Genomic DNA, 12,883 nt, shown 5'->3' with positions numbered 1-12,883 from the left:
GTAAGTTAATGGTCACTCCGGCGTTTTACAAGGGTGCCCGGCGAAAACGGTGATCAGGCGGCCTCGGGCAGCGCCTGACGCTGGACCACGACGGTGTGCAGGCGGCGGCTGTCGGCGCGCGTGACCCGGAAGTGGAATCCCCCGGTATCGACGCATTCGCCCCGCTTTGGCATGCGTCCGAAGGCGTTGACCACGAGGCCGCCGACGGTGTCGAACTCGTCGTCGGGGAAGTCGGCGCCGACGATCTCGTTGAAGTCGGCGATCTCGGTCTGTGCCTTGACCCGCCAGCTGTGGTCGGTCTCCTGGAGGATGTTGTCTTCGTCCTCGTCGTAGTCGTATTCGTCCTCGATGTCGCCGACGATCTGCTCGAGGACATCCTCGATGGTGACCAGGCCGGCCGCGCCGCCGTATTCGTCGACGACGATGGCGATGTGGTTGCGCGAGGAACGGAATTCGCGCAGGAGGATGTTGAGGCGTTTGGACTCCGGCACGAACACGGCCGGGCGCAGCATCTCGCGCAGGTTGACGTCCTCCTCCGCGTACAGGCGCAGCAGGTCCTTGGCGAGCAGGATGCCGACCACGTTGTCGCGGTCGCCGTCGACGGCCGGGAAACGGGAGTGGGCGGTCTCGAGGACGAAACGCAGGATGTCGTCGTGGGGATCGTTGACGTCGACCACGTCCATCTGGGCACGCGGCAGCATGATCTCGCGCACCTGCATCTCGGACACCTGCATGACCCCCTCGATCATCGACAGGGCGTCGGCATCGAGCAGGTTCTTGTCGTAGGCGGCGTGCAGGAGGTCGAGCAGTTCCTCGCGGTTATCCGGCTCGGGAGAGAGCCAGGCGGTGATGCGTTCTATCAGACTAGGTCGCGGGTTACTGTCGTCACTCATGGTATTGATATGGATCGGGAAAGCCCATGCGCATCATAACAAAACTTTCCAACGCCTCCATGACAGCGGCCTCGGCGTCGGTCTCGTGGTCGTAGCCCTGCAGGTGCAGCATGCCGTGCACGGTCAGGTGCGCGTAGTGGGCCAGCGGGTCCTTGCCCTGCTCGGCGGCCTCGCGCACCACCACCGGCGCGCAGACGACCACGTCGCCGGCCAACGGGGCGCCGGCCAGGCTCGCGTCCGGGCCGTATTCGAAGGTCAGCACGTTGGTGGCGTAGTCCTTGCCGCGGTAGTCGCGGTTGAGCGCCCGGCCCTCGTCGGCGTCGACGATGCGCAGGGTGGCGACGACGTCGTGCTGGAGCGCCGCCCTGGCCCACGCGCGGAACTGGGCGCGGCCCGGCAGGCCGTCCTTGGCCATGGCGTACTGGACGGTCAGGTCAAGCTTCGGCGCGTTTGCCATAGGCGTCGTAGGCGTCGATGATGCGAGCCACCAGCGGGTGGCGCACCACGTCGTCGTTCTGGAATTCGGTGAAGGCGATGCCGCGCACCTCCTTGAGGACCAGGCGCGCCTCGATGAGGCCGCTCTGCTGGCCCCGGGCCAGGTCGATCTGGGTGACGTCGCCGGTCACCACGGCCTTGGAGCCGAAGCCGATCCGGGTCAGGAACATCTTCATCTGCTCGGGCGTGGTGTTCTGGGCCTCGTCCAGGATGATGAAGGCATGGTTGAGGGTGCGCCCGCGCATGAAGGCCAGGGGCGCGATCTCGATGACCGCCTTCTCGAACTGGCGCGTCGCCTTGTCGAAGCCCATGAGGTCGTACAAGGCGTCGTAGAGCGGGCGCAGGTAGGGGTCGACCTTCTGGATCAGGTCGCCGGGCAGGAAGCCGAGCCGCTCGCCCGCCTCCACCGCCGGGCGCACCAGGACGATGCGCTTGACCAGGTCGCGCTCCAGGGCGTCGACCGCACCGGCCACGGCCAGGTAGGTCTTGCCGGTGCCGGCCGGGCCGATACCGAAGGTGATGTCGTGTTCCTGGATCTGCCGGATGTACTGGTTCTGCCGCGCGGTGCGGCCATGCAGGCCGGTGCGCCGGGTCATCAGCACCGGCATGTCTGACTCCGGGCCGGCCTCGGCGACCGGCTTGTGGGTCACCTCGACCAAGGCCAGCTGGATGTCGTCGATGTCGAGTGCCCGGCGGGCACGCTGATAGAAGTCGCGCAGCAGGCGTTCGGCCTGTTCGACCTGGCGGTCCGGCCCGGTGACGTTGAAGACCTCGCCGCGGCGGGCGATGTTGACGTTCAGTGCGGTCTCGATCTGGCGCAGGTTTTCGTCCAGTACGCCGCACAGGTTGGCCAGACGGTGGTTGTCGGCGTCCGGAAAGGTGATTTGCATCGGGGTGGCTGGCTGACTCAGTGTTCTGAGGTTAGCACTTCGCCGCGCAGGCTGTTGGGCAGGGCCTTGGTGATCGTGACGTCGACGAAGTGGCCGATCAGGCGCGCGTCGCCGGCGAAGTTGACCACCCGGTTGTTCTCGGTGCGGCCCATCAGCTCGTTGGCGTCCTTCTTGGACGGCCCTTCGACCAGGACCCGCTGCACCGTGCCGACCATGGCCTCGCTGTAGGCCTTCACCTGGCGGTCGAGCTGCGCCTGGAGGCGGTGCAGGCGGGCCAGCTTGACCGCCTGCGGAGTGTCGTCCGCCATGCCGGCGGCCGGCGTGCCGGGACGCGGGCTGTACACGAAGCTGAACGAGTGGTCGTAGTTGACCTCCTCGAGCAGCCGCATGGTGGCCTCGAAATCGTCCTCGGTCTCGCCCGGGAAACCGACGATGAAGTCGGTGGCGATGGCGATGTCCGGGCGCACGGCGCGCACCTTGCGGATGATGCTCTTGTACTCCAGTACGGTGTAGCCGCGCTTCATGGCGGCCAGGACGCGGTCGGAGCCCGACTGCACGGGCAGGTGCAAGTGGGAGACCAGCTTGGGCACCCTGGCGTAGGTGTCGATCAGGCGCTGGCTGAATTCGCGCGGGTGCGACGTCGTGTAGCGGATGCGCTCGACGCCCGGGATCTCGGCCACCAGCTCGATCAGGAGTGCGAAGTCGGCGGTGTCGCCATCGGGCATCTCGCCCAGGTAGGCGTTGACGTTCTGGCCCAGCAGGGTGATCTCCTTCACCCCCCCGCCGGCCAGGTGGGCCACCTCGGCGAGGACGTCGGCGAGCGGCCGGGAAACTTCCTCGCCGCGGGTGAACGGGACCACGCAATAGGTACAGTACTTGCTGCAGCCCTCCATGATCGAGACGAAGGCGGACGGCCCTTCGACCCGCGCCGGCGGCAGATGGTCGAATTTCTCGATCTCGGGAAACTCGATGTCCACCTGGGCGCGCCCGCTCTGGCGCCGCTTGGCGAGCATGGCCGGCAGGCGGTGCAGGGTCTGGGGTCCGAACACCAGGTCGACGTAGGGGGCGCGCTGGACGATGGCGGCGCCTTCCTGGCTGGCCACGCAGCCGCCGACGCCGATAATCAGGTCGGGGTTCGCCTGCTTCAGGTGCTTGACCATGCCCAGATCGGTGAACACCTTCTCCTGCGCCTTCTCGCGTATCGAGCAGGTGTTGAACAGGATGACGTCGGCCTCTTCAGGCCGGTCGGTGGTCTCGAAGGCCTCGCCGCCGAGCACGTCCGCCATCTTGGCCGAGTCGTACTCGTTCATCTGGCAGCCGAAGGTCTTGATGAATACTTTGCGTGCCACGCGGGACGGGAATTGCTGGGGGAGAAAAGGGAGTGGTGGTGATGGGCAGAGTCACCCGTATCACCACCAGCAACCATCTAACCTGTTGATTAAACATGCCGAGAGGGCCGGCTTGGACATCGCAAAGTGTCCCAATCGGGACACTCACTTGCGGCAATTATAACGAGAGGCGACCCGATGTATAAGAGTCTTCGGAAATTGCCCCAGTTAAAACAAGGTTCCCCACCGCCGTTTTGCGCTTCTTCTAGGACTTCGCTCTTGCGCGTGGCGCGGCTTCAGTCCGATGCCAATTTGAAAAAGTGGCGTGAGGCTATATATCTCAACTCATGGTTGTGTCAGTTAATAGGAGCTTGAAGGCTTCGTCAGTCGCCATGCGGGTTGGCGGGGCGTCGCAAGGTCAGTTTTGTCCCAATATTTTACGCAAGAGCTACCCGACAGACAGCCGGCGCAACGCCCCCTTTACCGCCGCCTGCAACTCGTCGTCCGGCTCGATATGCCGGCTTTCTTCTCGCAGTCCATTACGCCATCTGTAATCCCGCCTGCCCAAGCTGTTGAAGCTATGCATACCACGCTCGCATGTGGCGTCGTTGATGCGGCGGTTAGCGACAATAGCCATCAACTTGTAGGGGTCGCCGGCTGCCTGGGTTGCTGGGTCGATTGGACGGCGAAAGCGGAATAGGGGCGTGAGTCTGTTGAAGGAATACGACTCAAGATCGGACAGAGTCAGCAGGCCGTAATCTTGCAGCGCGTCACCTCGCATCGTCACCTCGACCCTTGCCCGCCACTTCGATTGCGGCAGATACACGACATCATCGTTCCGCTTCTTGTCCGTCCATTTGAAGTAGACCTGCCATGACAAGGAGTCCCATCTGTTCCCGATTCGGAAGTTAAGACCGGGGTCTAGCCGTGCGCCTTCAACATCCATGAAGCGGTTCGCTCCCTTCTCTCCTAACGCCGGGTCGAACTGGCGCGGCTTCGTCGCATCTTTTGCGAATAGGCTGGCCTGAAGCCGATACGTCATCGCCAGCGTGTCCCTGATGTGCAGTGCGGCCGGCCCCTTGTGCCGGAAGTCGCAAGCAATTTCTATGGCGGCAATGGACGGCTCGCCGATCATGGGATAGCTCTTGGCGACCTCGCCGAGCTTTGCTTTCTGTGCTGCCACGTCGTTTGCAAGGTCGTCATGAAACGTGACCATGAATGCTTCAGCCACGCCGCCCGCCCCTTCGGCCATCGGCTCGACGTGGAGCTTTCCGCAGCCGACCTTTTCAAACTCGGCCTGCAAATGTCGAAACTGTGTAGGGCGGGAAGTGCGGATGGCAATGGTTAGCCAGTCTACGCAGGCTTTGACTTTGAATGCCTTACGGCTTATCGGGTAATCGCTATAATTCACTTCGTCTGACAGACATTTTTGCCGCCACGTGGTTTTACTGCTGGCGGTTTTGTTTTCTGAACCGTGTAAGTCAGTTGTGACTGACGACGAGGCCATGAGGTAAAGCGTTGCCTTACCTCATAGTCCCGTTACAAGCTCTCGGTAACTACCGTCTGACCGAGCGCGTCATTCACCAGCACGAAGCGAGTGTCCGCCGCGTTGCGCCCGATATGAACGATTGCGTATCCGGCGTCGTGTGTGGCCTCGATTGTTGCGGCTTCGAGGTAATCGGCCGTCTGTTCCAAAGTCAGGTATTGCATGTTCTTCTTCCTTTCAGTGATAGGACGGAAGACCCGCCGCCCTTTTCGGGTTTATCCAAACATCTCGCCATGTTTCGCCATCGTTATCGGTAGCCTGGATGATTGAAAATTCATCCACCGCAATTGGCCGGAATGAAACCAGCCAATCCTTAGTTTCGTTGAATAGCCGCCAGCCATGAGGTTCCAAGAAAGCCTCTTCAACACACGGAATAATCGGATTGGCACGTATCAGCGTTCGAAGCCTGGATATTGGAAATAGGTCTGTGCCCTCATAGCCAAACCTCAGCCATTTACCGTATGCATTCTGGCGATCTATCGGTCTAGCGGAGTTGGTCGTGAAATAAATGACTCGCCTTTGGGCTGGCGTGTATCTTGCCGGCAAAATCCGCCCCGCTTGGATAATGCCCTCAAGGTTCAAGCGTGGTGTGTAGTGCCACGCCAATTTGTGCGGGAATGCACTCAAGGGGAAGTTCGGAAACCGCCCGATGCTGGCTGCATCCATATCATGCGCCGCATATGGCCAGTGAACGCCGCAGGGCGGCAACAGGATTACCTCCCTCGTCGAATTTGTTAATCCGCCAGTTCCGCGCCTTATCAACAAGCAGTGCCATTGTGCGCACTGGCACCCTTCCTGCTGAGGGAACAGCAACTTTGACCGCCTCAATAAAGGCTGTCACGTCAGCAAGGTCGTAGATGGGCCTATGTCCTTTCCCGTCATGGCGCCGACCACAAGGCATGAGGGTCAGGCCCGCAACGCTTTGACGGCCTCTAAGGTTGTCGGTCAGAAAGTTGGTCCAATTTCGCATTGGCCCAAGACGGGCACGAAGAATGAACGCGACTTCGCTGACCGAAAGCGTCTGGATTCTGGCGGCAGTCATTTGGCCCCCTGTTGGCGCTTCGCCGCCCGTCCCGCTTCTGCCAGTTCTTTACCGAACTCAGCAGATTGGTCCGGCGACATCACGAAGACCATCAACGGCTCGTTGATGATGACTTGAACGAACACATTGCCGTCGCCGTCGGTGGAGAGGTTGGCACTTCCCCCCCTCCACTTTCGCCCGTTGGTGCTTCCACCACTTTGCCCAATACCAAAGGCGTGGATGGTTTCGGCTGCCCGCCCTGTCAGCTTGAGCCGACCAAGCCTTCGGGACTTCTCGAACTCTGCAAAGCCTTTCAGGGCTTCAAGGGTATAGAGCGCAGCACGTCCCAAAGTCGAAAACTGGATACGGTGGGGCGGATTACGATCCGGGCGGCGATTGTTGATAAGTGCCTGCCGCCAGTAGTCCGGTGACTCGCCAGAGATGGCCTCATGCAGCCACTCCGCCGCAGCCTGGGTTGTGAACAAGGTTTCAGTGCTCATGGATTCATGGTTAGTTACGTTGAGCATACGTTACCACAAGTAATAGTCACAGTCTAGTCATGACGACTACTAGTTGACATCTTCGAGCAGCTCGACTAATCTTTTGGGTATACCCCAGTCGAACCGCCCAATACTGGTTCGATAAGTGCGAGTCAGCAACCTAAAGCGAACCGCTTCAAGCGAACCATTTAAATCGAACCAAAGGAGTCATGGACCATGTTCATTCGCGCCTACCTTCGTGCCTCGACCGAAGAACAAGATGCAAGCCGTGCGCGTGAGGCATTGCAACAGTTTGCCGCCGAGCGGGGTCTGTCCATTGCGGCCTGGTATGTCGAGAACGAATCCGGGGCGAGTCTGCAACGTCCTGAACTGTTCCGATTGCTTCAGGACTGCCAGGACGGTGATGTGCTATTGGTGGAACAGGTTGACCGCCTATCACGCTTGAACGATGCCGACTGGGAGATTTTGAAACGAGAGATCGGCGCGCGTGGGGTTCGCGTCGTGGCGCTAGACCTTCCTACCAGTTGGCAAGGCGTTGCCACCACAGACGAGACTACCGGGCGCATCCTCGCGGCGGTTAACTCAATGTTGCTGGACATGCTGGCCGCCATCGCACGAAAGGACTACACAGACCGCCGTCGCCGCCAAGCTGAGGGCATCAAGAAAGCGAAAGAAGGTGGCCTCTACCGTGGGCGGCGTGAAGACGCTGAACGCAATGGCGCAATTGTGGAAATGATGCGCCGGGGCATGAAGTGGAGTGAAATTCAAAAGGCTACCGGGTGCAGCCGTAGCACCCTGAGCCGACTCAAAGATAGGTTGGCTACAGCCGCATGATCGGGCTGACCCGCCACATATAGCCCTTGCGCCTATTGCTGGTGACTATCAGTCATGGGCGTTCAGCCACCCTCGACGATGGCTTCAATGGCGGCAAGCTGTTCGGGTGTCAGACCCTTCATCTTCTTAATCAGCTCTGACTTGGTGAGCTTGCCGGCGCCCTTCTGGTTCTTCTTGGCCTCGATCACCGGCTTCAGCACCTCGATGTCGACGGCATCGAGCAGCACTTCCAGGAACTCGCCCTGCGTCAGCTTGACGCCCTTCGAGAACGTCTTCAGCTTGGCAAAATGGGGATCGTCCATGATGACCATGCGGCGCTTCATTCCTTTGTCTTCGTAGAACCCCGTTGAATTGCTCATGATGCAAACTCATTCATATTGAAAGCGTGAAAGGTGCGGCGGACAGGGTAGCCGAATGAGTCGGCCTGTTAGCTCAACGATTGGGTTCATGAAGCTTCCCGTCCTCGCCCTTCACAAGATAACCCTTTAGAATTCGCACTCGCTCAATTCTGCCCATCTGTGTCTTGCAGTTTTCCAACTCATAAGCATTGGAGCGCATGATTTGACTAAGGTCGTTCGACCATGCTTCTTTCAATTCCTCGTTGGTCATGGTCTGAAGCTCAGCGAACTCGTAGATGGGGCAGAGAGTCGCACCACTGGCATTCGCGGTTGACGTTACCAGAATAGAAACGGCGAACATGGCTAATATGAACTTCTTCTTCATTTAATACTCCGTCGCGTTTTGGTTTTTAAGCTCGCTGCCTGTCTGATACTGTTGAATATGCGGCGAAACCAACCTCATATGAGACTCTCTCAATATCGTCTTTGAGCATATTCATGGAAAACATTGTCAGCACATCGCCACCCGCATAGTTGCGGTCTTGAGTATCCTCATATTCATGCCCTGCTAGCCGGGTTCGCCGATCTTTTGGAACTCCAGCCTTTCGTAGCGCACTAATCAGCGTGGTTCGAAAACTATGAAATACCTTGAGACTTCTGCCATTCCATTTGCCTGTATCGGCATTGTATTTATCGGTTCCAACACCAACTTGACGCCGGTAATCGGTAAATTTTCGGGATGGTTCTTTTCCGAAATCGCCCGGTCTGGCCTTATTCTCCGGAAGCTCCGGAAATAACCGGCCAGACGCCGCTCCTAAAAATTCCAAGAAACCTAGCTGTATAAGCTGAGAGTGGATTGGAATTATTCGGCGTGATGCGGTCGTCTTCAGGCGTTTGCCAATCTCTTCGTCGAGAATGCTAATGGTATCGACGCCCTCATGATTGCCGATGTCATCGGTCGTAAGCTGACAGAGTTCGTTGAGGCGCGCACCAGTGAATAAACCAAGCAGCGGCAGCCAATATTCCGATGGTGTCTTGAACAAATGTCGTTGGTAGTCTTCAGACTCGAAAAGCGCGGTGAGGTCCGCTTGTTCGAATTTGAGATAATGCTTTTCTTCGATTTTGCCCGGAAACCTGAATAACTCGCGGAAATCGTCTGTAAGCTGACGCTTGGTCTTGGCCCACCGGAACAAGGCTCCAGTGCGCTCTAGTCGCTTCTTCCGGTTGCTAGAGCTGCCGCCATCTGGATTTGTCAAAGTCTGCTGCTGGAAGTGGTCCACGTCTTCCGCAGTGACTGTCCCAATAGGCTTGTCGCCGACGATCTCGATGAACGCGCGAATATGAGGCCAGTGGTCATACTTGGCGGTATCCTCGCCATCCTTCCATGCTTTTGCCGCGATCTTCTCGGCCTTGTAGGCGCCCCACACCTCGCTTATCGTCTTGCGGCTGGAGGCAGTCGCTGGCGCTACTGACACTCCCTTTACCATGGCGGCGACTTCCAAGTCGCGCTCATGGCGCTCTTTGAGATTGACGATCTCATTCTCTTGCTGGACCAACGTCTCCTGCTGTTCTTCCAGCGCAACCTGCATTCCGGCGTTCTTGAGTCGCAAGCGAAGGTCAGGTAGCTGTATGAACTCTTCCCATCGTGTTTGGGCGGTTTTCTCCTGCTCAGACATACCTTCCCTGCCAAGCTCCCTAAAGACCGCTCTAAACGCGATAGCGAGCGTTTGGGCGGCTCTTGCCGCTTCTCTCACGCTTGCTGTGTTCAGGCTTCGATAAATTTCCCGCTGCCCAATCTTGGCCTGGATGTGGGCGGGAACGGTGAGGCGGAAGTATAAGACGCCGTGCCGATTGCGGTGAAGGTGTGCCGGTAGCCGATAGGCCATAAAGCATCCGAATTGATCTGCCACGCTGTTTCGTGACACTGGTTCGGGACACCAAGCCGGTTTGGCGAGCGGGCAACAAAAAACCCGCTGACGCATCAACGGGTTCTGTAGGGGGTGGTGGTGATGGGCAGAATCGAACTGCCGACCTGAGGGTTATGAATCCTCCGCTCTAACCGTCTGAGCTACATCACCACGGCCAAAAAGAGGCGCGGATTATCCCGGTGCCGCGCGCAAATGTCAAGGTTTACAAAGGTTTGTCCGGCGCCCGCGGACCGGCGCCAGAACGCGCGCCGGCCAGGCCCCGGCGGCGACCGGCCAGAACTCGGCGACCGAGCCCAGGCCGGGCGGCAGGACCAGGCCGAGGAAGGCGGCCGCGGCGAGCAGGGCGGGCAACGGCTGGGCGGCGGCGACCGGGCGCGCGAGGGTCTGTTTGCTCAGCTTGTCGCCGTGCCCGTCGAGCACCACCGGCAGGTGCAGATAGGCCGGCGTGGCCAGGCCGAGCACCTGCTGGAGAACGATCTGGCGCGGCGTCGAGGTGAGCAGATCGGCGCCGCGGACGACGTGGCTGATGCCTTGCTCCGCGTCGTCCACCACCACCGCGAGCTGATAGGTGTAGACACCATCGGCCCGGCGCAGGACGAAGTCGCCGCACTCGCGGGCGACGTCGCAGGCGACCCGGCCGAGCAGGCCGTCGTCGAACGCGATGCGCCCATCGGGCACCCGGAAACGCTGGGCCAAGGCCGGGTCGTGCGCGTGGCCAGCCCGGCAGGTGCCCGGGTAGACCGGGCCGTCGACGCCGCGCCGCGCCGCCTCGGCAAGCTGCTTGCGGCTGCAGGCGCAGCCGTACACCCGGCCGTCCCGACGCAGCGCGGCCAAGGCGGCCCGGTAGGCCTCGGCGCGCCGGCTCTGGCGCATGACCGGGCCGTCCCATTCGAAGCCGAACGCCTCCAGGGTGGCCAGGATGGCGTCTTCGGCACCGGCGACCACGCGCGGCGGGTCGACGTCCTCGATGCGCACCAGCCAGGCCCCGGCCCGCGTGCGCGCCTCCAGATAGCTGCCCAGGGCGGCGACCAGGGAGCCGAAATGCAGCGGCCCGCTCGGCGTCGGCGCGAATCGGCCCCGGTAGGCGGGCACGCTCAGTCGGCCCCCTTCTCCTCGTGGAACTGCATGGCATGCAGGCGGCTGTAGGTGCCGCCGCGGGCGAGCAGTTCGGCATGGCTGCCGATCTCCGTGATGCGGCCGCGCTCCAGGACCACGATGCGGTCGGCGTTCTCGATCGTCGACAGTCGGTGCGCGATGACCAGGGTGGTGCGGCCCTGCATGAGGTTCTCCAGGGCCTTCTGGACCAGGCGCTCCGACTCGGTGTCGAGCGCCGAGGTGGCCTCGTCGAGGATCAGGATGGGGGCGTCCTTGAGGATGGCACGGGCAATCGCCAGGCGCTGACGCTGGCCGCCCGACAGCTTGACGCCGTTTTCGCCGATCATGGTGTCGAACCCCTCCGGCAGCTCGCGGATGAAATCGCGGGCATGGGCCGCTTCCGCGGCTCGTTCGATGTCCGCCCGGCTGACCCGGCGCAGGCGGCCGTAGGCGATGTTGGCGGCGACGCTGTCGTTGAACAGGGTCGTCTCCTGCGAGACCAGGGCGATGTTGGCGCGCAGGCTACCCAGACGGATGTCGTTGAGGTCGACGCCGTCGAGCAGGATGCGTCCGCCCGTGGGCCGGTAAAAGCGTGGAATCAGGTTGACCAGGCTGGTCTTGCCGCCGCCCGATCCGCCCACCAGGGCAACCGTCTCGCCCGGCCGCACGGTGAGGTTGACGTGGTCGAGGGCCGGCCGCTCCTTGCCCGGGTAATTCAGTACGACTTCCTCGAAGGCCAGCTCGCCATGGGCGTTCTCGACGTCGATGGTCCCGGTGTCGATTTCGTCTTCGAGATCGAGCAGGTGAAACACCGCTTCGGCGGCCGCCAGGCCGCGTTGCAGGGACAACGTGACACCGGACAGGCGTTTCAAGGGCGCCGACAGCATCAGCATGGCGACCATGAAGGACACGAAGCCGCCCACGGTGGTCTGGTCGCTGGCCGCCTGCAGGGTGGCGATATAGATGATCGTGGCCAGCGCCAGGGCGGCGAGCAACTGGGTGATCGGCCCGTGCGCCTGCGACACCACGGTCTGCTTCATGGCGAAACGGCGCGCCCGCCGGGCCACCTCGAAGAACCGCGCGCGCTCGTATTCCTGGCCGTCGAATATCTTGACGATCTTGTGGCCGACGATGCTCTCGTCCAGGACGTGGGTGATCTCGCCGACGTTGCGCTGGATCTCGCGGCTGGTATAGCGCAGCCGGCGCCCGGCATAGCGGAACACCCAGAACGCCGGCGGGGCGATGGCGAAGGTGATGATGGCGAGCTTCCAGTTCAGGTAGAACAGCCAGCCGATCAGGCCGGCGACGGTCAGCGCGTCGCGGACCACGGTCGTCAGGACGTTGGTCGCGGCATCGGTCAACTGGTTGACGTTGAACGCGGCGGTGGCGACCAGTTGGCCCTTGCGGGCATCGTCGTAGTAGGCCACCGGCTGGACCAGCAGCTTGGCGAAGATGAGCATGCGCAGGTCCATCACCAGGTAACTGGCGACGTAGGACATCGAGTAGGACGACACGAAGCCGGCGATGCCGCGCACCACGAACAACGCGATGAGCGCGAGCGGCACCCAGTGGATGATGGCCGGGTCCTTGTGCACGAAGCTGCCGTCCAGCATCGGCTTCATGAGGGCCGGCAACACCGGCTCGCTCGCGGCGACCAGGACCATGGTGAAAACGGACAGCGCGAACATGCGCCAGTAGGGCCTGACGTAGCCAAGCAGGCGCAGGTATAGGGTACGGGAATTCATGGAAAGCCTGGGTATGCCTGGTGAGTGGCCTAAACGCCTGTTGACGCGGTAAAAATTAGCCAATTATAGTGTCAGAATGCTGGAGGAAATGGACGCCCTGGAAACCAAACTCGCGCAACTGCTTGAGCGCCATCAAGCCATGCGCGTGGAAAACATCCGGCTGCGCCAACAGGTGGTCGCCATGGAGAACGCCAACAAGCTGCTCAGCGAACGCTTGGCCGACGTGCGCGGACGCATGGAAAACCTGTTCAACAAACTGCCCGACTGAGC

Annotated in this window: 16 protein-coding genes and 1 tRNA gene; 2 read left to right on the top strand and 15 right to left on the bottom strand. The window is 61.0% G+C overall.

Translation table 11 applies throughout. The features are described 5' to 3' along the window. Positions 1-53: 53 nt before the first annotated feature. The 9 genes from EZJ19_RS11595 to EZJ19_RS11560 form a co-directional block, all read right to left on the bottom strand. The gene (locus EZJ19_RS11595) at positions 54-893 is read right to left on the bottom strand and encodes an HlyC/CorC family transporter (protein ID WP_131447750.1); all 840 of its coding nucleotides are present in this window, start codon (positions 891-893) and stop codon (positions 54-56) included. Further along, positions 886-1,350, bottom strand: coding sequence for an rRNA maturation RNase YbeY (gene ybeY / locus EZJ19_RS11590; RefSeq protein WP_131447748.1), 465 nt, complete (start codon positions 1,348-1,350; stop codon positions 886-888). The genes EZJ19_RS11595 and ybeY overlap by 8 nt, the downstream gene beginning before the upstream one ends. Next, positions 1,328-2,278, bottom strand: coding sequence for a PhoH family protein (locus EZJ19_RS11585; protein ID WP_131447746.1), 951 nt, complete (start codon positions 2,276-2,278; stop codon positions 1,328-1,330). Before EZJ19_RS11585 ends, ybeY begins: the two co-directional genes overlap by 23 nt. A 17-nt stretch (positions 2,279-2,295) precedes the next feature. Further along, positions 2,296-3,627: a tRNA (N6-isopentenyl adenosine(37)-C2)-methylthiotransferase MiaB gene (gene miaB / locus EZJ19_RS11580; RefSeq protein WP_131447744.1), complete on the bottom strand. Its 1,332-nt coding sequence runs from the start codon at positions 3,625-3,627 to the stop codon at positions 2,296-2,298. Between the two features lie 427 nt (positions 3,628-4,054). Further along, positions 4,055-5,113, bottom strand: a complete 1,059-nt coding sequence (locus EZJ19_RS16070) for a hypothetical protein (protein WP_206199410.1) — start codon at positions 5,111-5,113, stop codon at positions 4,055-4,057. Between the two features lie 32 nt (positions 5,114-5,145). After that, a complete protein-coding gene (locus tag EZJ19_RS15900) occupies positions 5,146-5,316 on the bottom strand; it encodes a hypothetical protein (protein WP_165873558.1) in 171 nt (56 codons plus the stop codon). Positions 5,317-5,329: 13 nt separating this feature from the next. Then, on the bottom strand, positions 5,330-5,818 hold the full coding sequence (locus EZJ19_RS11570; protein WP_131447742.1) for a hypothetical protein: 489 nt from the start codon (positions 5,816-5,818) through the stop codon (positions 5,330-5,332). 1 nt (position 5,819) lies between these two features. Beyond that, positions 5,820-6,194 carry a hypothetical protein gene (locus tag EZJ19_RS11565; RefSeq protein ID WP_131447740.1) on the bottom strand — a complete coding sequence of 125 codons (375 nt, stop codon included), beginning with the start codon at positions 6,192-6,194 and terminating at the stop codon, positions 5,820-5,822. Further along, on the bottom strand, positions 6,191-6,673 hold the full coding sequence (locus tag EZJ19_RS11560) for a hypothetical protein (RefSeq protein WP_131447738.1): 483 nt from the start codon (positions 6,671-6,673) through the stop codon (positions 6,191-6,193). Before EZJ19_RS11560 ends, EZJ19_RS11565 begins: the two co-directional genes overlap by 4 nt. 216 nt (positions 6,674-6,889) lie before the next feature. Here EZJ19_RS11560 and EZJ19_RS11555 point away from each other — a divergent pair, with 216 nt between their 5' ends. Further along, positions 6,890-7,507 (top strand): recombinase family protein, encoded by a 618-nt coding sequence (locus EZJ19_RS11555; protein ID WP_131447736.1) that lies wholly within the window; start codon positions 6,890-6,892, stop codon positions 7,505-7,507. Positions 7,508-7,569: 62 nt separating this feature from the next. On the opposite strand, the gene EZJ19_RS11550 is transcribed toward EZJ19_RS11555, so the two are convergent. The 6 genes from EZJ19_RS11550 to msbA form a co-directional block, all read right to left on the bottom strand. After that, complete coding sequence (locus EZJ19_RS11550) at positions 7,570-7,866, bottom strand: hypothetical protein (RefSeq protein WP_131447734.1); 297 nt, start codon at positions 7,864-7,866, stop codon at positions 7,570-7,572. Positions 7,867-7,939: 73 nt separating this feature from the next. After that, positions 7,940-8,230 carry a hypothetical protein gene (locus EZJ19_RS11545; RefSeq protein ID WP_131447732.1) on the bottom strand — a complete coding sequence of 97 codons (291 nt, stop codon included), beginning with the start codon at positions 8,228-8,230 and terminating at the stop codon, positions 7,940-7,942. A 25-nt stretch (positions 8,231-8,255) separates the two neighbouring features. After that, positions 8,256-9,755: a site-specific integrase gene (locus EZJ19_RS11540; RefSeq protein WP_131447730.1), complete on the bottom strand. Its 1,500-nt coding sequence runs from the start codon at positions 9,753-9,755 to the stop codon at positions 8,256-8,258. Between the two features lie 91 nt (positions 9,756-9,846). Further along, positions 9,847-9,923: transfer RNA gene (locus EZJ19_RS11535), tRNA-Met, on the bottom strand. A gap of 45 nt (positions 9,924-9,968) precedes the next feature. After that, positions 9,969-10,865 (bottom strand): tRNA glutamyl-Q(34) synthetase GluQRS, encoded by an 897-nt coding sequence (gene gluQRS / locus EZJ19_RS11530; RefSeq protein ID WP_240754749.1) that lies wholly within the window; start codon positions 10,863-10,865, stop codon positions 9,969-9,971. A gap of 2 nt (positions 10,866-10,867) precedes the next feature. Then, complete coding sequence (gene msbA, locus EZJ19_RS11525) at positions 10,868-12,613, bottom strand: lipid A export permease/ATP-binding protein MsbA (protein WP_131447726.1); 1,746 nt, start codon at positions 12,611-12,613, stop codon at positions 10,868-10,870. An 88-nt stretch (positions 12,614-12,701) separates the two neighbouring features. Between msbA and EZJ19_RS11520 the strand changes: the two genes are divergently transcribed. Beyond that, a complete protein-coding gene (locus tag EZJ19_RS11520) occupies positions 12,702-12,881 on the top strand; it encodes a hypothetical protein (protein WP_131447724.1) in 180 nt (59 codons plus the stop codon). The last annotated feature ends 2 nt before the right edge of the window (positions 12,882-12,883 follow it).

The organism is Parasulfuritortus cantonensis, from assembly GCF_004337445.1.
Taxonomy (GTDB): domain Bacteria; phylum Pseudomonadota; class Gammaproteobacteria; order Burkholderiales; family Thiobacillaceae; genus Parasulfuritortus; species Parasulfuritortus cantonensis.
The sequence above is the reverse complement of the archived record's forward strand: the minus strand, read 5'-3'. Positions and strand labels throughout refer to the sequence as shown.

What these genes read in the sequence shown, in the direction of transcription:
- EZJ19_RS11595 (WP_131447750.1), bottom strand. Translation starts at nt 893, where the DNA reads ATGAGTGACGACAGTAACCCGCGACCTAGTCTGATAGAACGCATCACC.
- ybeY (WP_131447748.1), bottom strand. Translation starts at nt 1,350, where the DNA reads ATGGCAAACGCGCCGAAGCTTGACCTGACCGTCCAGTACGCCATGGCC.
- EZJ19_RS11585 (WP_131447746.1), bottom strand. Translation starts at nt 2,278, where the DNA reads ATGCAAATCACCTTTCCGGACGCCGACAACCACCGTCTGGCCAACCTG.
- EZJ19_RS16070 (WP_206199410.1), bottom strand. Translation starts at nt 5,113, where the DNA reads ATGGCCTCGTCGTCAGTCACAACTGACTTACACGGTTCAGAAAACAAA.
- EZJ19_RS15900 (WP_165873558.1), bottom strand. Translation starts at nt 5,316, where the DNA reads ATGCAATACCTGACTTTGGAACAGACGGCCGATTACCTCGAAGCCGCA.
- EZJ19_RS11570 (WP_131447742.1), bottom strand. Translation starts at nt 5,818, where the DNA reads ATGGATGCAGCCAGCATCGGGCGGTTTCCGAACTTCCCCTTGAGTGCA.
- EZJ19_RS11565 (WP_131447740.1), bottom strand. Translation starts at nt 6,194, where the DNA reads ATGACTGCCGCCAGAATCCAGACGCTTTCGGTCAGCGAAGTCGCGTTC.
- EZJ19_RS11560 (WP_131447738.1), bottom strand. Translation starts at nt 6,673, where the DNA reads ATGAGCACTGAAACCTTGTTCACAACCCAGGCTGCGGCGGAGTGGCTG.
- EZJ19_RS11555 (WP_131447736.1), top strand. Translation starts at nt 6,890, where the DNA reads ATGTTCATTCGCGCCTACCTTCGTGCCTCGACCGAAGAACAAGATGCA.
- EZJ19_RS11550 (WP_131447734.1), bottom strand. Translation starts at nt 7,866, where the DNA reads ATGAGCAATTCAACGGGGTTCTACGAAGACAAAGGAATGAAGCGCCGC.
- EZJ19_RS11545 (WP_131447732.1), bottom strand. Translation starts at nt 8,230, where the DNA reads ATGAAGAAGAAGTTCATATTAGCCATGTTCGCCGTTTCTATTCTGGTA.
- msbA (WP_131447726.1), bottom strand. Translation starts at nt 12,613, where the DNA reads ATGAATTCCCGTACCCTATACCTGCGCCTGCTTGGCTACGTCAGGCCC.
- EZJ19_RS11520 (WP_131447724.1), top strand. Translation starts at nt 12,702, where the DNA reads ATGGACGCCCTGGAAACCAAACTCGCGCAACTGCTTGAGCGCCATCAA.